Here is a 17,222-nt window from a genome sequence, read left to right on the forward strand (position 1 = left end):
GTTTTCCACAATATGGATATTAAAAGTTATCAATGACATCTCTTCTGTTAGCGTGTATAATAGATAAAAGTACGTATCTTCCATTTAGACTATTGGTACAGCTGATAGCGGATAAGGAGTAATCATGAATCCTCATACTCTCTCTACGCATTTTCATAATTCATTTCTGGCCAGGGCTGTCAGGAACGGGTTGACGCTTGCCATCCCGTTTCTGATTATGGGCTCCTTTTCGCTGCTGTTCAGAAATTTTCCAAATGACAGATATCAGTTTTTTCTGGAGACCTGGCAGAATGGGGGCGCAGCAACGCTTCTGGATACGGTTTACACCGTTACTCTGGGATCCCTTGCCATGGTGCTGTGCATCACGATCAGCCTGTCTTACGGACTTTTGGCGGAACCGGACCGCTTTATCCTTTATCCCATCATATCCATCTGCTCTTATCTGGCTTTCTGTGGAGGAATCCAAAGCCAGGACGATTACATATTCAGCGCGGAATGGGTATTTACGGCTATGTGTATTACCCTGTTATCCTGTGTGCTGTTCCGAAAGATCCTGGAACTGGGCAGCCGGCTGGAGCGTCTCCATACAACAGGCGCCGAATATCTGTTTAACCTGACGATCCAGAGCCTTGTCCCTGCCATATTAATTGTTTTAGTCTTCACCGTGGTTGGTTATCTGCTTCGTTCTGCCTGGGGCAGCAGCAATATTACAAACTTTGGCTCCTATATATTCCTGCAGATCTTTCGGGGGATCAGCGGTAATATATTTGGTATCCTTCTATATGTTATTATTACTCATACACTTTGGTTTTTCGGTATCCACGGCACGAACACACTGGAAGCAGTGTCCCAGACTTTATTTGAAGATAAAATAGCAATCAATCAAACGCTGCTGACCGCGGGAATGGCTCCGACTGAGATCTTTTCCAAGACGTTTCTGGACACCTTTGTATTTCTGGGCGGCTGCGGTTGTGCCCTGAGCTTTGTTCTGGCGCTGTGCATTGCGTCACGCAAGAGCCATCACAGGAAGATTGCACATGTGGCGCTGCCCTCCGTTTTGTTCAACATCAGCGAAATCGCTGTATTTGGGTTTCCTATCATCTTTAACTTTACGATGGCAGTTCCTTTCCTCCTGACACCGGTAGTGCTGACGCTTACCAGCACCCTGGCTACCTGGTTTGGCCTGGTCCCCGTTGTAACACAGTCCGTGGAATGGACCATCCCGCTCTTCCTAAGTGGTTATGAGGCCACAGGTTCCATCGCGGGGAGTATACTGCAGCTTTTTAATGTAGCCCTCGGCGTCCTGATCTATATCCCCTTTATCAGGCGCAGCGAGAAAAGGGAGACCCAGGACTTCCAACAGGCGGTCCGCCGCATGAGTGAGGATATGGCAGCCGGCGAAAAGAGCGGCAGCATCCCCCTGTTCCTGAGCCACGACTATTCTGACAACTATTACGCCAAGACGCTTGCCATGGATTTGAGCAATGCTCTGCGCCGCAGCCAGATCGACCTGTTCTACCAGCCTCAGCTGACCGCACAGGAAAAGGTCCATGGAGTCGAAGCCCTGCTCCGCTGGAAACATCCGGTAGCAGGATACATCGCCCCGCCGGTCATCATCGGCCTGGCATACGAGAGCGGCATTCTAAATGAACTGAGTTATTATCTCCTGAACCGGGCATGCAAAGACGCCCTGGAGATCCAGAAATATACAGAAAAAGAGATTTTCCTATCCTACAATATTTCGTCAAAGCAGATGGAGGAAGAGAAATTTTTTGAAAAGGTAAACGAAATTATACAGGCTATCATTTAAAAACTGTCCACCTGGTACTCGAGGTAACTGAACGTGCGGCGATGCGCGTATCCGAAACACTCAGCCAGGATGTAAAAATTCTCCAAAACTACGGAATCCAGTTCAGTCTGGACGATTTCGGCATGGGCCACAACTCCATCCTCTACCTGCAGGAAGGAATATTCAGCGAGGTAAAACTGGACGGCCAGCTCGTATCCCAGATCCAGACCAACGAGCGCTCCAAAGAAATCATCTCCAGCATCATCCATATGGCCGGAGGACTCGGACTCCGGATTGTAGCTGAATTCGTAGAAACCAAAGAACAAAGGGACCTCCTCCTAGCCTTGGGATGCGACCTCTACCAGGGCTACTACTACAGCAAACCATTAGAACTTTCAGGTCTGAAAGAATATATAGCGGAGGGAACACGCCATTAACGCAATCTGGTAAAACGAATATGGGGTGACTGGATGCATCGCGGGGCGGTTAGCTGGAATAAAGTAAAAAATAAGGAAAAACGGGCCCCCCGTTTTTCCTTATTTTTTACTTCTATTCCAGCTAGCTGTCTTACACCGCATCCGGACACCTCTATACCCGTTTTACCATATTGCTTCAAGGGCATTTGGAGCACTCTCTCAGGAACGCTGACACAATCACCATCATAGGCCTGCGCATCTCATCTTTCATCCCCGGTATCCCCATCATCTCTTCCGGCGGCTGTGGTTCTATAATATTTCTCAACTCAAATCCATTTATTAGAAGTGTATTCAAATATGTAGTAAGCGTCCTGTGGTATTTTATCACCCGTTCCCCCAGGAATACTGCTTCTCTTTCCCCCTCGTAATAATAGTTATCGACAGGGAAGTGCAGGATATTCCCCGCGGCATCGTAATACCAGTCCTGTGAACCAGAGGCTGTAAAAACCGGATGCTCCGCGGAGAACACAAAGTTCCCTCCCGGTACCGTCCATCGGCTGATCTTACGTACGATCCCCTCGAAATCTTTCACATAATGAAATGCCAGGGAGCTCAATACAACATCAAATGTATCGTCCGGAAATTCCAGGTCTTCCATGGCACACATGCGGTATTCTATACTCTTATGGCCGTTTTTATCCTGCGCTGCCGCCAGCATTCTTTCTGAGATATCGATGCCCAGTACGGACTCTGCCCCATTTTGTGCGGCATAGCTGCAGTGCCAGCCGTAGCCGCATCCCAGATCCAGTACCCGCTTTCCACGGAAATCCGGCAGTACTTTTTGCAGCTCGGACCATTCGCCTGCGCCCTTCAGGCCGTCCTTTGAACGGCTCATTTCGCTGTATTTTTCAAAAAATATTTTATCTTCATATTTATTTTCTTTCACTATATATTCCTCCCATGCAAAATGTTATTGTTTTCCTGTTTCTGCATGGGTTGCTGCAATCTTCTGTGTAATGATTCCTCCCCACATATACGTTCTCCTCCTTTGATCATTCTTTTACGCTCCACTCTTATCTTTTTCTGTTCTCACACCCTGCTGTTTTTCTGCCGCCAGGCCAGACAGCTGGCGAGTGCATTCCTTAGATGTTCTATGGAAATAGGCTTAGCGATATGACCGCTCATTCCTGCCATCTGTGCCTGCTTTACATCTTCTGCATATGCATTAGCCGTCATTGCAATAATCGGCAGTTCGTCAATACATTCTTTTCCTGAACTCCGTATTCTGCGGGCCGCATCGTAACCATTCAATACCGGCATCTGAATATCCATAAAAACCAAATCATAGTAGAATGGGGGCTTTGTAAGCACGGCGTCTACAGCCTGCTTCCCATCCTCAGCCATCTCTACCTGCACGCCCAGAGCCGCCAGCATCTCTGCCGCAATCTGCATATTAAGCTCATTATCTTCCACCAGCAAAACCCGCAGGCCTGCAAATGATTCTTCGGATTGGGGCTGCTCTTCCTGTAAGGCGGCTGCGGGAACATCACATTTACTCAGGCATAGGGAAATGACAAAGCGGGAACCCTTCCCATACTCGCTCTCCACCTGGATATCACCATTCATCATATCGACCAGGCTCTTCACAATCGTCATACCAAGTCCGGTTCCGGGAACCTTACTGGTCCGGCTGTCATCGGCCCTGCTGAATGGTTCAAAAATATGCTGCAGATACTCAGGTTTCATCCCAACACCAGCATCTTCTATTGTAAAACGATAGGTACCTGCCTGCTGCTCTTGTTTTTTTAGCTCTTCCAGAGAAAATGTTATCTTCTTCCCCTTATTGGTATATTTAGACGCATTCTCAAGGATGTTGACCAGCACCTGCTTGATTCTTCTTGCATCACCGATCACCTGTGAATGCAGCTCCGGGTCGATCCAAAGTTCAAACTCCTGCTGCCTGCGCTGCAGTGAAAGGCGGATCATCTCCGCCGCCTCCTCCATCAGAGACCGCAGATCGAACGGATGCTCTTCCAGCTGAGCCGCACCGCTCTCAATCTTGCTTACGTCCAGAACCTCGTTAATCAGACTGAGCAGATGCTGCCCCGAGGTGTCTATCTTTTCCAGATAATCCTGCAGTTTTTCCTCCTCGCCTGGATGAAGCCGGGCCAGTTCGGTCATACCAAGAATCGCATTCATCGGTGTGCGTATATCATGGCTCATCCTGGAGAGGAAATCGCTCTTGGCCTGACTGGCCTTCTCAACCTTCTGAAGTGCATCTTCCAGCAGCTGTTTGGCCCTCCGCTCCTTTTCCAGCGTCTCTCTCTGCACCCGGCGTTCCTCATCAATATTTCTGGAGAGAGTGATTTCGATCAAATCATCGGTATATGGGCTCTCCACCCGCACGACCTGTGTAAAGTACCAGTGATACTCCCCGTCCTCCCCGAGATGGGGCACCTCCATCGTCACAATCCGTTTCCCATGTGAATAAACATCGATTAGAGACTGCCTTGAAAATTTCCCGAAAAACTCCTCCCGATAGTCCGGATGAACCGTGGAGAGCTCCCGCTCAATCAGATCGTTAAAACAGCCGGCCTCCCCCGGTTTTTGAACCGTATTTCTATCATACTGCAGCATGTGGTAAGTATTCTGCGTGAGGTTGACCGATATCAGCATCTGATAGGCGATCTGGGCAGCGGTCGCAAGCTGGCTGTTCTCCAGCCCTCGCTGCTGCTCCATCAGGAATTCGTCCTGCACGTCGCGGAAGACCAGGACACACCAGCATTCTTCTTCTCTTGTTTTCTGGATCTTAGCGGCGGTAAACTCCACCATATGGTAGCTTCCGTTGCTGACCTTCCTGCGAAGCCGCTTCGATATCTGCTTTTTTCCCTGCCCGAAAAGCCTCAGCATGGCATCTCTGGAAAAATGCTCAGAGAAAAGCTGCATATCATCGGGATGAATCACCGCTCTGGCATATCTGTTGTTTTCCTTACCAAAATGCCCCTGCCTCGGGATGCGGCCCCACATCATATGCTTCTGGCAGTTGACATAATAATCTGCCGTCAGATTGGCTATGATACATTCATCGAAGACTGTTACAAGGCTCTGAACATACATCTGCCCGATTTTCTCTAATCCCTGTTCGTCCTCAAGGTTCAGCCGGTGCGGCGCTGCCGTTACCACCACTGCATGAATGTGCCCGTCCCAAAGGATCCGGCTTGCGGTTGCGTCCACCGTTGTTTTAAGCAGGGGGTCATAACAGACAATATGGTTCGTTCCACTGTCTCCCAGACCATCGAGCGGGCAATTCGCACACACTTCCGGCCATACGTCGCAGCATCTTGCCCCTAATACAGCCCTGCCCCGCCCAATCTCCCGGCACCGCTGATTAAAATATAATAACTTATGTGTCTCTTCCTCTATAACATAGATACTTGTCTCAGTCAGTGAATCCAATAGATGAATGAGATTATCAGCAAGCATGGTTCCCCCTCCTTCTCTTTGCTTATTACAATCTCAGCCCCTGACAGCGAATCAATTCTGCTCCCGCCCTACATACTTTTCCAGTACCCCGAAAAGCCTGCTGAAATCAATCGGCTTCGGGATATGATCGTCCATCCCCGCTGCCTGTGCCTTTGCGATATCCTCTGCAAATGCATTGGCTGTCAGCGCTATGATCGGGATCCCAGCCGCCTGAGGATGGCGGCTCTTCCTGATCTCTCTGGCCGCCGTATATCCATCCATAACCGGCATCTGCAGATCCATAAGGATCGCCTGGTAGGTACCCGGTTCCGAACACACGAACATTTGGAGTGCCTTTTCCCCATTTTCTGCGCTGTCTACTGCCATACCGGATTCTTCCAGTATTGTTTTGGCAATCTCCATGTTCAGTTCATTATCTTCCACCAGCATGAGCCGTTGTCCCCGCAGCGTACCGGGCGGAACCTGATCCTCTGTTTTAGAAACCCAGGCGGCTTCCTCCCGGACAGCTTTCCGTGCGTCATTTTCCGATTCCGCTGTCTTCAGCGTAAGTGTAACAACAAAGCGGCTTCCCTTTCCTTTTTGGCTCTCTACCTGGATATTTCCCCGCATCGCATTTATAATTTCCTGCGCAATCGGCATACCAAGCCCGGTCCCCTGTATGTTACGTGCCCTCACATCGTCTTCACGGTTAAAGGGAACAAAGATGCGTTCCACGAAATCCGGGGACATTCCAATCCCATTATCCTCCACCGTAAAGACAAAACTGCCTGCTCCCGGAGTCCCCGAGGATACCTCCCGCAGCGTGATATGTATTTTCCCGTGCTCCGGGGTATATTTCACTGAATTGCTGATCAGGTTCATCAGGACCTGGCGGAGCCTCCCCGCATCCCCGATCAGACTATCGTGTACCAGATCCGATATTTCAAGCCGCATCTCCTGGTTCTTTGCCTGCGCTTCCCCACGCATAATGGATACAAGCTCACTCAGCATACTGCTGAGAATAAAAGGCGCCTCCTCCAGCTCCAGACTCCCCTTCTCGATCTTAGCCATATCCAGGATCTGATTGATCAGCTCCAGCAGATGTCTGCTTGCGGAACCGATCTTATCTAGGCTGTCTTTCACCTTATCCGGATGCTCCAACTGTCCATACGCTATAGATGTCATTCCCATAATAGCATTCATTGGGGTTCTGATGTCATGTGACATCTGTGCCAGAAAGCTACTCTTTGCCTCATTCGCATTCTTCGCCTTTTCATATGCTGCCATAAGCGCCTGCCGATTCAGCTCCTCTTCCCTGATCTCCTGAAGCTTCTGCTCATGAATGCCCATATTGGCAAATACGACCTTCGTTACTTCTCCGTCCCGGATCTCTGCAATACTAAAACGGGAGCGCACCCATTTTGTTCCATCCGGATAGATCCTGCGGAAATCAATGTCATAGACCGGATGCTTCTCCGACAGTGTCTTCTGAAGAAACGCCTTGTCTCCGGCCTTCTTCATCTTCTCCCGGTCTTCCGGACAGACATAGTTCTGTACAAATTTATCATAGTAGAAATCCATTCTGCCTTTTGGGAACTCTTTCTCCCGGATGATATCCTCCTGCCAGATTGCTTCCTCTGTGTTCTGTTCCAGATCAAATAGATAGATGGAATAGTAGCAGCTGCAGAGATTCGCCAGCACGGCTTCCCTGCGCTGCTGCTCCTGTCTGTCATCCACATTTCTCACCGTCATCAGAATGCGCTCCTCAAAATCTCTGCGTATACAGGCAGAATAATAAGCATAATAATGCAGGACTCCATGGGAATCAAACATACGAAACGTCCCTTCCAGAGTTCCATATTTACGATAATTTTCTATACGGAAAATACGGTCCAGCTCCCGCCGGTCCTCGGATGGCATTCTCTGCGCGATCTGACCGTATAATTCTGTAAACTGCCCCTGCTTCGAAAGCTTAAGCATCTCTCCCGAATAGTGCACACAATTATACTCTGTCTTCTTTAAGTCCACACTGACAACCAGGCGGTACATCCGGGACACTGCCTCCTGGGATACCGCCTCATTCAGCCGTTTTTCCACCTCACCGGCCTGATCCTCCAGAGTCACAAGTACCCAGGGATATTTCGCAGTATATCCTTTGAGCGGCAGCACCCGGACCCTGCACCATTTCCCTTCTTTGTTCCGGTAAAATGCCTCGGGTCCGGCTCCGCCCTCTGACAATTTTCCGCGAATAGAATCGGCAGCAACGGCATGCATAAAGAGCTCCCGGCTCTGCTGCGCCACCTCCTCCTCTGCATAACGGCGGAAAAAGCCTTCATATTCCGGAAGGACTTCGGAATGAATATCCAGCTGGTTCATTTGAACAGATTTATAAGTTTTATCTATGATGTTACACAGATAGATTCCCCTGTAGTTTTCATTGAGCGTGCGGATCACAGTATCATACTCCTGCTTCAGCATCACCGTATTCGTAATGTTCTGATGGTATCCTATGAGACAGACGCCGTCCTTGTAGCTCCAGTCCCTGACCCCTCCGCAGCGCACATAGATCTGCCCCCACACGGGATGAAGCCACGGATATTGCACCTCGGCCCGCTCGTTGGCGCTGATCCGCTCCACGGCGTCGTAAACCATGGGGTAATATCCGGAGTCTATTCGCCCGAACCATACATCATAGCACTCCTCCGGCGACGGTTCCCGTTCAAACCCCAAAAGCTCCAGCATGGCTCTGTCGGCATACATCCTGGGCGGCTTGCCCTCATCCAGCTCAATTGCCCACAAACCGGTCTGGGCCCCTTGCAGAAGCTCCTGAACTTTTTCTATATTTTTAAAATGATCCGACATCGTTTAACTCCTCCCGCCTCTTTGCCAGGGGCCTTGTTTTCCTTTGTTTTCAGAATAAATACTGGGTTTTCTATCATTATAACACGGTTTTAAAGATTTCCAAATCCACATGTATAAAATTTGGCTGGTGAAACAGATTATTTTTTTGATTATTTATCCTTTTGCTCCACCAGTTCACCATTTTCGAAAACCACGATCTTGTCTTCAAATTCTATTGTCCATTTACAGGGATCTTCTTTCGTGCCAATTTCATCTTCCCATCCGCTTACATCTTTTTCTGTCCCGCCGATTTTTCGAATCGATAAGGCTTTTAAATATGACTCATTTTCTTTCGTTGTCCCCGTAAAATATATTTCGTAACCTGGTTTCGTTTCCAGCTCTATATATGCGATATTCCCCCTGGTTCCATAGTTTAATTTAATCTCATCATATTTCACGTGGCTGTAAAATCTCGGCAGCAGCAGAGCTGTGAGCACAGCGAATACCAAAACCGCACCAGATATCACCCCCAGTATCCTTTTTTGTCTCTGCCTTTTTATTTTTTTTATCAGTTCCACATCCTGGATCTCTTCCTCGCTTATAGTCACTGCTTCACTGATTTCCCCTGTCATTTCCCGATAGTATTCTTTGCACCCTCTGCAGGTTTTCAGGTGTTTATCAATCTCCTTATTGCTCTCTTCGCTTGTCAGACCGTCGATATATAACGGTAATAAATCCCGAATCATTTCACATTTCATAATAAAGCTCCTTTCTTATCCTCTGCTTGCCGCGGTAAAATGTAACTCTGGCCCAGTTTTCATCTCTGCCCAGGATCTCCCCGATCTCTTTAAAAGAAAAATTACCGTTTAACCGCAGATACATTACTTCCCTCAATGGCTCTTCCAAGGTATGTAGTCTTTTATACAGCTCCAAAACCTCTGCTTTTTGAATGACCGCAGTTTCCGGTCCGTGATCAAAAGACGCAGTTTCTTCCGTTATCTCTGCCGGCTTCTCCCGTTCTTTCTTTTTCAGCTCCTTATACCAGAGATGTTTGGCGATCTGGCACAGCCACACATACAGCTTACAGTCTCCCCGGAAATCATCGATGGTTTTCATGGCCTGATAAAAGGTTTCCTGTGTCAGTTCTTCGGTCAAATGGGCATCATGGCAAAGACTGAACAGAAATTTATATACCTGCGGCATATACTTCTTATAAATCTGCTCCATATCATTCATGTTCCACCTCCTTGCCTATAAGTGCCTGTGAAATGATTTTCGTTACGGCTTTTTTCATTATTTTTGTAAAAAGGCTGTTGCGGCATAAGAGCGGCAACAGCCTTGTGGATGTGTCTTGATTTTTATTAATAAACAGCCTTGGCATCTGCTTATCAGACTCTCTTTTTATGTCTGACACAGATCCAGCCGGAAATTGCCGTTGCAATCAGGAACGCAATTAACGGTAAAGTAATCCCCGGAAGAATATTCCATAAATCATCATTCACCTGGGATATATTATGAAGTAATATCACCGCCGCGATTGCTGCCAGATAGACACCGGCACAGCTAAATATACAGATCTGTGAATCCCTTCTCTTCTTACTTTCCAGCTCCAGCTCCTGCTGCTTCTTTTCCAGTATCTCAGTCTTTATAGATAGCTCATCCAATTCAGAGGGTTTCAGCAGATAGTCTGTTGTAACTTGAAAAACCTCACTGAGAGCTATCAGTTTTTCCAACTCCGGAATTGTCTGTCCTGATTCCCATTTAGAGACAGATTGCCTCGATACATTTAGTTTTTCTGCGAGTTCCTCCTGCGTCAGACTATTTGCTTATCTTAAATGTAAAATTTTTTCTGATATTTCCATGTTTGTTTCCTTCCTTTCTTTTTTCTGCCTCAACAATACCCGATCCGTCAGTTGCATTCCAGCGGCTGCGCTGTATATCTGCGCAACCGGTACGGGCATCGGACTGGCAATTGAAAGAAAGCCTCTCATATTCAGGAAATCTTTCTTTTCCCTTTTTTTGCGCGTACTTTTGGCGCGGTCAAATCATAACTCTCGCAAATCATCCTCTGTATCTCTTCTTCTGGTACTGTTCCGTCCAATATGATTGAGTTCCAATGTTCTTTGTTCAGATGATAGGCCGGCTGAACCGAAACAAATGCCTGCCGCCAGAAGTCTCTCCACTCAGGACTGCATTTTACATTTATCCACACATGTCCGTTTCTGTTAAATATCCATGCAAATACCTTCTTATTGCTGCGATGCCTGATTACACACCAGTTCTGGTCTTGAAAAGGGTAGTCCTCAAAAACATTGGGCAGGATCAGGCAGAAGGCGATGGCTTCTTTTTTTTCTGTCATATGGTTTCCTCTAAGCATTCTTTATCTGTTTCATCATCTTCTACTTTTCCTCCTGGAAACTCCCAATATCCTGCCAGGGTTCCGTATTTACGCTTCGCTATTAAAACCTTATTTTCTTTTACGATGGCTGCTGCTATAATTCTACGCATATTCATCCCCTCATGCTTATTACATATAAATAACTTTATTCTACTCTTCTTTAACACTTAATCGTTTACTTTTACCACGGACGTTTTTTCCCTATCCATCCTTTTTCATGCCAATACCTTGAGTCTGTTTCATTCCAGCCATTTTTTTGTACCAATCGCATGACACTAAAAAATGCCTTTGTTTTTATAGATGGTTTTAAACTACCATAATTTTTTCTTATTCTTCTTGCCAAAGATGTGGTTTTTTTCTCTATACTGTTTTTTATTTTATCATTCACTCTATTCCATGATACTTCCCTCACGCCCACCCCGTATTTATAAGTTTTTGCAACACCCCAATAAAATGTACTATCTGCCATATCCTTATTCGTACTCTTCATACCTCCGCCTGCGGCCGTTGAAATGCAGACGGCCTGCTTACGGAACATGCTTGCTTCCGGGCGATGCACCAGCCATCGATAACCATAATGGTCTAAAAATACTTTCATTGCACCTGTTACATGATATACATATACCGGGCTTGCCAGAATGATTACATCTGCGTTATCTATGGCTTCCGTAATGGGTTTCAGTTTTTCGTAATGAGGGCATAATGTTTCAGATTTCGCAAAACAGTTTGTACAACCTGTACATAAGGAGCCGAAATCTCTCGGCAGGAAGAATTCTGTAATCTCTCCCTGCAGCTTTTCTGCAAGCATTTTTGCAATATGATACGTCGAACCTCTATGACTCTGTCCGTGTATAATCGTTATTTTCACCTTTTAACCCTCCATTCTAGTATGGCAATGCCACAGCCGCATAAACTCGTTTTCCCTGGGAATTAGGATTCTAAAGGCCTGCAGATAAGAATCCGGCAGATCAGGAGTTCAAAACTTTAGTTACAGTTCAGATGCATATCTCGCGGAAAAACACTCTCTTGTAAGTTATTATAACTCTATCATGCCAAAAAGGAAAGAAATCCAATCATAGTATGATATGATTATGGCAATACTCAGTAACAGACCGTACGAAAAGTTGGTTGGGGCAGGCATCCTGTCACCGCTCCGCTTCGGTCCGTGCTAAACGTGCGCCGCTGGCGCACAGCACCCTTCGCAGCAGACGAATTTCGATGGGCTGAATGCGTATCAGTTCAGGGCTGTCTGAGCTGTTACAATACTCATGAATAATAGGAGGTTCGATTCATGAATATGGAAGAATTGAGAGAAGGCGTATTGGGATGCAGGGATTGCCGTGAATTGTTTGGTTACGAACCGCGTCCAATTTTTAACGGCTGTGCGGATTCGAAGATTATGCAGATTAGCCAGGCTCCCTCGCTGCTTGTGCATGAAACCGGTAAGCCCTTTAATGATCTGAGTGGCAGGCGTTTGCGGGAGAAATGGTACCAAATAGAAGATGCCGTGTTTTATGATCCGAAAAATTTTTATATTACTTCAACAGCCCATTGCTATCCGGGTAAGAACCCGGGAGGAGGTGATCGAAGACCACCGCAGGACTGTGCCAGGAAGTGGCTGCAGCAAGAATTGACATTAGTTGATAATCAGATCTATATATTAATTGGAAAATACGCAGCAGATTATTTTTTCCCGAAGGGTAATTTTACGGAAAATATATTTCGGGATCATCGGATTAATGGAAAACCAGCATATATTCTGCCACATCCTTCACCGCTGAATGTGAAATGGTTTAAAGATCATCCGGAATTTGAACGGGATAGAATGCCAGAGATTAGAGCAATTGTTCATCGAGTGCTGGAGATGGAATAAATTAAACAGGGAGGGCTTTATGGTAATTTACGGGTACGTCTGTTTTTCCCTAAGTCCTCCCTTTGAATATAAATCTAAGACGTTTGCTCGAATCTTCTTGACCGTTTACTATCTAGGATGGGGATGCTATTTCTTTTTGTTGTATTCATCAAATATAGTCCGAAATATACGGTGTTTCATGCAATAAAACATCATCTAGTAAATGTATGGTCTGTTCATCTGCTTTCATTCTGCCCATTCGGTGTAGCTTTGCGGCCGTTTTATATCCTAACAGCATTGTAGTCAATGTGGCGATGGACAGTTTTACTTGATGGCGCGTCTGTGCCTTTGTCAGTGAGCATTCTCCCTTGTGGAAGCGAACGGAAAACGTTTTGTTATTCCATGACAGGAATTTATCCTCAACTTCAAAAGAAATACAAATATTATCCGCAGAGGAATCACAATGATACTTCTGGAAGAACTGTTCAACATCCACGATACGTCCCATGATGTAAGGACGAATGGTTTCCCGGATATCACCGTCCTCTAACTCAAACGCGATGGGATCATTGTAATAGGAACTCCCCCGCACTTCATCAATCATTGAATCGTGTGCCCGTATGTATTCCCATAATCCCTCGTGGGCTTCTCTGGTTAAATAAATCATCTCTTTGATGTGCATCATATCATCTTTGATAAGATACACCATGTAACCGCAGGATTTCCCGTTCACATCATAATAGACCGCAACAACAGTATCATCTTCATCCCAACGCCAGTATTCCTCCCACGCAAGTGCATTTCGGAATAGGCAGCCATGTGTTGCGGCTGCAAACTGCGCATGCAGATTGCGAAAATCCTCATTCTCCCAGTCAACTCGGCGTACATATCCCGGTGCAGACGCTTTTGTAGGAATTTGACGGTCTTTCACGGAGTATGTAATTTTGTTGGAAATAATCTCCCATCCCATTTTCCGGTACAGTGGAATCGAATACGGGAACAGAAGAGCCAGGGGCTGTTTCTTCTGACGCATATGCTCAAGACTCTGCAGCATCAGACGCTTCATAATGCCATTTCCGGTATATTCCGGATAGGTACATACACTGGTAACAAATCCAATCGGATAAACAGCGCTGTAAATATTCATTTTCAGCGGGTATACCGCAATCTGCGAAACCAGCGTATCGTGATCAAAACACCCCAATACATCGGCACGCTCCAAAATTGGAAACTTAGACTGCTTGATTTCATCGCCGCGCCATCCATAAATCGAAAGGTCTTGTTCCGTGATTTGAAAGGCATAGCGCAAAAGCGAGTTATACTGTTCCAGATCATTTGTTTTTAGATAACGTATATCATATTCTGTGTTAGGTAACATATTCTTCTCCATTTTCTTGATTAGATATTCATATTGTAAGTTGTATTAGGAAATATAGTCACTTCAATAATCTTTGTCTTGAATTGTCCTATCTGTCCCATACAACTCAAGGTCTATCTGCGGTTTATTTAACTCAACAAGTGATAACATATACTCTCACCTCCAGCTCATTACTGAAGCATTCCAACTACTCTGCCATTCTTCTTCATTCACTATCGCCTCAAATACAGGTTCAAGGAAAGTCTGAATTTCTGCAATTACAACCAAAAACTCAAGCATATCATCTTTTATTGTTTTCAAAAAAATTTCCAACGCTTTTTCATATCCGCATCGCCAGCAAGTACAACAATTCGTTTAAAACTATCTTTATCGTATGAAGTACCACGCCGCTGCAAAGTTTCAAAAAGAGCAGCTTGCAATTTTGCCCCATCAAAGTGGTATGTTCTTGAAAGATAATAGATATCGTAAAAATCTTTCATTCTGCCTGTCAGTTCAAAGCGTTGCGAAATTGCGTCAAACCAAGATTGTAATGTGTTGTATTATAGTTTTTTCCGTCACATCTTCCTTGTCCATAGTCATCTCAATGTCGATTCTCTCCACATCCTTTTTACGGGTTAAGAGCGCAACCGTCTCAACGGTATTACCAGATTCCCACAAAATCTTCCTTACTTCTTTACCATCACGATATATCGGAAAGTTAAACTCAATAGACTTTAACGGCATTTCCGATTCACCATGCGGATAAATTTGAACTTCCTTTATAAGATAAGTAATTATACTCTTCTTTTCTTCATCACTTATTATATCATAGAGTTTTCCGAAATTAAGCATGATTTTGTAAATGTTGTCCAGAGTGATTGCCTCCATCTCAATGGAATTTCTCCTAAGTTTTGCATCCTCGATTCGTTCTTCCAGCTCCACAATCGTATCATACAGTCCATCAAGACGTAATATCATATCGTGAAGTTTTCTTTCTCTATAACGAGCATCAATTGGTAAATTATCAATCTCTCGCTCCAACCGTGCCTTGTTTAGGTCAACTTCTTTTAACTTTCTCTCATAATTAGCAAGCTCTTTATCAATCATAGAAGTATCTGTCTGTGCACCAATTCGTTTTTCAATTTCCTGGGCAAAGTATTTGTCGCTGACCAATTCTTTCACTGCTTCAATTACCAAAGGCTCTATTTCTGTTTTTCTCAATGAAGCTTTGTAATCACAATGATGGCCCCTCTCCTGCTTATTTCTTCCACATATATAATAGTAAACTTCTTTATATGTGCCATCTTTGTTTGTCCATGCATGTTTATTGGTATACATTGAGCTTCCACAAATCGGACATTTTAATAGGCCGGTTAAAAGGTGCGCTCTATCTTTTCCGATTTTTGATGGTTGCTTAACTCCTGTTGCCAATCGTTTCGCATGAACTTTTTGCCAAAGTTCTTCACTGATAATAGCTTCGTGTTGCCCATCCTCTAAAATATAATCATCTGTATGAACTTGTTTATATTCATTCTTCGTTCCTTTAACCTTTTCTCGTGTCCTTCTTCCATAAGCAATTTTACCGCAGTAAACAGGATTATCTAATATTAAACGTATAAAATGACTGCTCCATGTTTCTAATTTACCATTTTGACGAGGTATCTTTTTGATTCCTTGAAGATTCAGGTATTTTGCAATCCCACCAAGTCCAATATCTGAATTACCAAATTTATCATATATAATTCTTATGGCTTCTGCCTCAGTTTCTTGAATTAGGAGCTTATTATCTTTCAGATAATATCCATACGGAGCGAATCCTCCATTCCAACCGCCTTGTCTTGCCTTTTCTCTTCGTCCGTTCATCGTCTGCTCTATAATATTTTCTCTCTCTATTTCAGCCACAGCCGAAAGGACAGAAATCAAAAGTTTGCCACTGGTTTGTGATGAGTCGATTCCTTCTTCTATGCAGATAAGGTTTATCCCATAAGATTGTACAAATTCCAAAGAGTTTAGAATATCCGCTGCATTTCTACCAAAACGAGAAAGTTTATATACCAGAATATAATCAATTTCCAATCCATACTTTATATCGGAAAGCATTTTCTTAAATGCTGGCCGTCCTTCGATAGATTTTCCAGATTTCCCTGCATCCTCATAAATACCCACAATCTCCATTTCTTCACGATCCGCAAACCGCTTTAAACTGTTTTTCTGTCCTTCAAGACTATATCCATCAACCTGCATCTCAGTACTTACTCTTGGATACAAAACACATTTTTTTCCTTCTCTATTCATCTTTCCACCTCCGAAAATTCAGGAAAATGTGATATGTAAAGCTGCGCAAATTTACGCAGCATAATCTAACTCATGCAAAACAATCTTTCCATATTTTTCAATGATCTGTGTCATTGCTTTAATAAAAACCTCAAACGCTTCTTGTTCATTTTCTGAATTAGAAAATAATTGTTCCGCATTTTGTTTTACATCTTCCATTCAAATACCTCCGCTATATCCAAAGCGACTGTATGCTCAAATTATAAAAATACAATCTTGATATTACCAATGTGCGATTACCGTTATTTCTTTCTGATTGTACATTTTCTATCCGAACAAATGCGAAGCGAAATACTAATGGCAAGAGCTGTATCAACTCTTGCCATTATATTTTCCGGGATAATTCCCAAATAACTTTTTAATCTTTGCTTATCAATCGTTCGTATTTGTTCAAGAAGGATGATTGAATTTTTTTCCAGACCATCGAAATTTTCAGTAGGAATGTGTGTGGGTAATTTTGTCTTTCCTCTTGCCCGACTTGTGATTGCTGCAACGATTACAGTAGGACTATATCTGTTGCCTATATCATTAGAGATAATAAGTACAGGTCTTATCCCGCCCTGTTCTGAACCAATCACAGGATTTAAGTCGGCGTAATATATTTGACCACGTCTATATGTTTTTTCCATCTTTATAACCTCCAATCTATATTCGACAAATAATAATTCTGTCTATGTAATAAGCCAGGCAAAAGGCTTTTTGAGGTCTGGAGCATATAAAACAAAGCTCTGTTCTCATTGATAACCTTGTGTCTGGCTTTATGATCATGGCAT

Annotated in this window: 18 protein-coding genes and 1 pseudogene; 3 read left to right on the forward strand and 16 right to left on the reverse strand. The window is 44.6% G+C overall.

The window, feature by feature from the left end:
• The first annotated feature begins 124 nt into the window (after window positions 1-124).
• Both ARB69_RS04500 and ARB69_RS28010 read left to right on the forward strand, forming a co-directional pair.
• Window positions 125-1,810, forward strand: a complete 1,686-nt coding sequence (locus ARB69_RS04500; protein ID WP_330377523.1) for a PTS sugar transporter subunit IIC — start codon at window positions 125-127, stop codon at window positions 1,808-1,810.
• A 41-nt stretch (window positions 1,811-1,851) separates the two neighbouring features.
• Window positions 1,852-2,226 carry an EAL domain-containing protein gene (locus tag ARB69_RS28010; protein ID WP_330377524.1) on the forward strand — a complete coding sequence of 125 codons (375 nt, stop codon included), beginning with the start codon at window positions 1,852-1,854 and terminating at the stop codon, window positions 2,224-2,226.
• A gap of 175 nt (window positions 2,227-2,401) precedes the next feature.
• Here ARB69_RS28010 and ARB69_RS04505 read toward each other — a convergent pair whose 3' ends face one another.
• From ARB69_RS04505 to ARB69_RS04540, 10 genes and pseudogenes are all read right to left on the reverse strand, one after another.
• Window positions 2,402-3,151, reverse strand: a complete 750-nt coding sequence (locus tag ARB69_RS04505; RefSeq protein WP_055151398.1) for a class I SAM-dependent methyltransferase — start codon at window positions 3,149-3,151, stop codon at window positions 2,402-2,404.
• A gap of 143 nt (window positions 3,152-3,294) precedes the next feature.
• Window positions 3,295-5,688 carry an ATP-binding protein gene (locus ARB69_RS04510; RefSeq protein WP_055151401.1) on the reverse strand — a complete coding sequence of 798 codons (2,394 nt, stop codon included), beginning with the start codon at window positions 5,686-5,688 and terminating at the stop codon, window positions 3,295-3,297.
• 51 nt (window positions 5,689-5,739) lie between these two features.
• Window positions 5,740-8,529: a PAS domain-containing hybrid sensor histidine kinase/response regulator gene (locus ARB69_RS04515; protein WP_055151405.1), complete on the reverse strand. Its 2,790-nt coding sequence runs from the start codon at window positions 8,527-8,529 to the stop codon at window positions 5,740-5,742.
• 149 nt (window positions 8,530-8,678) lie between these two features.
• Complete coding sequence (locus ARB69_RS04520) at window positions 8,679-9,266, reverse strand: zf-HC2 domain-containing protein (RefSeq protein WP_055151408.1); 588 nt, start codon at window positions 9,264-9,266, stop codon at window positions 8,679-8,681.
• Window positions 9,256-9,744, reverse strand: coding sequence for an RNA polymerase sigma factor (locus ARB69_RS04525; protein WP_050640703.1), 489 nt, complete (start codon window positions 9,742-9,744; stop codon window positions 9,256-9,258). Before ARB69_RS04525 ends, ARB69_RS04520 begins: the two co-directional genes overlap by 11 nt.
• A 152-nt stretch (window positions 9,745-9,896) precedes the next feature.
• The gene (locus tag ARB69_RS04530) at window positions 9,897-10,241 is read right to left on the reverse strand and encodes an XRE family transcriptional regulator (protein ID WP_420319452.1); all 345 of its coding nucleotides are present in this window, start codon (window positions 10,239-10,241) and stop codon (window positions 9,897-9,899) included.
• A pseudogene (locus tag ARB69_RS28425) lies at window positions 10,242-10,325 on the reverse strand (helix-turn-helix transcriptional regulator); the annotation flags it as partial.
• Window positions 10,326-10,501: 176 nt separating this feature from the next.
• A complete protein-coding gene (locus tag ARB69_RS04535) occupies window positions 10,502-10,867 on the reverse strand; it encodes an MmcQ/YjbR family DNA-binding protein (protein ID WP_050640704.1) in 366 nt (121 codons plus the stop codon).
• Window positions 10,864-11,016: an NUDIX domain-containing protein gene (locus tag ARB69_RS26600; protein WP_157355614.1), complete on the reverse strand. Its 153-nt coding sequence runs from the start codon at window positions 11,014-11,016 to the stop codon at window positions 10,864-10,866. Before ARB69_RS26600 ends, ARB69_RS04535 begins: the two co-directional genes overlap by 4 nt.
• A 71-nt stretch (window positions 11,017-11,087) precedes the next feature.
• Window positions 11,088-11,774 carry a flavodoxin family protein gene (locus ARB69_RS04540; RefSeq protein WP_055151411.1) on the reverse strand — a complete coding sequence of 229 codons (687 nt, stop codon included), beginning with the start codon at window positions 11,772-11,774 and terminating at the stop codon, window positions 11,088-11,090.
• Window positions 11,775-12,197: 423 nt separating this feature from the next.
• Between ARB69_RS04540 and ARB69_RS04545 the strand changes: the two genes are divergently transcribed.
• Window positions 12,198-12,779: a uracil-DNA glycosylase family protein gene (locus ARB69_RS04545; RefSeq protein ID WP_055151414.1), complete on the forward strand. Its 582-nt coding sequence runs from the start codon at window positions 12,198-12,200 to the stop codon at window positions 12,777-12,779.
• Between the two features lie 148 nt (window positions 12,780-12,927).
• Here ARB69_RS04545 and ARB69_RS04550 read toward each other — a convergent pair whose 3' ends face one another.
• The 6 genes from ARB69_RS04550 to ARB69_RS04565 all read right to left on the reverse strand — a co-directional run bounded on the left by ARB69_RS04550 (window position 12,928) and on the right by ARB69_RS04565 (window position 17,078).
• Window positions 12,928-14,136, reverse strand: a complete 1,209-nt coding sequence (locus tag ARB69_RS04550) for a GNAT family N-acetyltransferase (RefSeq protein ID WP_055151417.1) — start codon at window positions 14,134-14,136, stop codon at window positions 12,928-12,930.
• 156 nt (window positions 14,137-14,292) lie between these two features.
• Window positions 14,293-14,436, reverse strand: coding sequence for a hypothetical protein (locus ARB69_RS27600; protein WP_242857528.1), 144 nt, complete (start codon window positions 14,434-14,436; stop codon window positions 14,293-14,295).
• Complete coding sequence (locus tag ARB69_RS27605; protein WP_242857530.1) at window positions 14,433-14,615, reverse strand: nucleotidyl transferase AbiEii/AbiGii toxin family protein; 183 nt, start codon at window positions 14,613-14,615, stop codon at window positions 14,433-14,435. Before ARB69_RS27605 ends, ARB69_RS27600 begins: the two co-directional genes overlap by 4 nt.
• Before the next feature lie 34 nt (window positions 14,616-14,649).
• Window positions 14,650-16,410 carry a recombinase family protein gene (locus ARB69_RS04560; RefSeq protein ID WP_242857532.1) on the reverse strand — a complete coding sequence of 587 codons (1,761 nt, stop codon included), beginning with the start codon at window positions 16,408-16,410 and terminating at the stop codon, window positions 14,650-14,652.
• Between the two features lie 51 nt (window positions 16,411-16,461).
• Entirely contained in the window at window positions 16,462-16,608 is a 147-nt protein-coding gene (locus ARB69_RS27090) for a hypothetical protein (protein ID WP_003433249.1), read from the reverse strand.
• Between the two features lie 83 nt (window positions 16,609-16,691).
• The gene (locus tag ARB69_RS04565) at window positions 16,692-17,078 is read right to left on the reverse strand and encodes a type II toxin-antitoxin system PemK/MazF family toxin (RefSeq protein WP_055151420.1); all 387 of its coding nucleotides are present in this window, start codon (window positions 17,076-17,078) and stop codon (window positions 16,692-16,694) included.
• Between the last annotated feature and the right edge of the window lie 144 nt (window positions 17,079-17,222).

This window comes from Faecalicatena contorta, assembly GCF_001404335.1.
GTDB classification, from domain to species: Bacteria; Bacillota; Clostridia; order Lachnospirales; family Lachnospiraceae; genus Faecalicatena; species Faecalicatena contortus_B.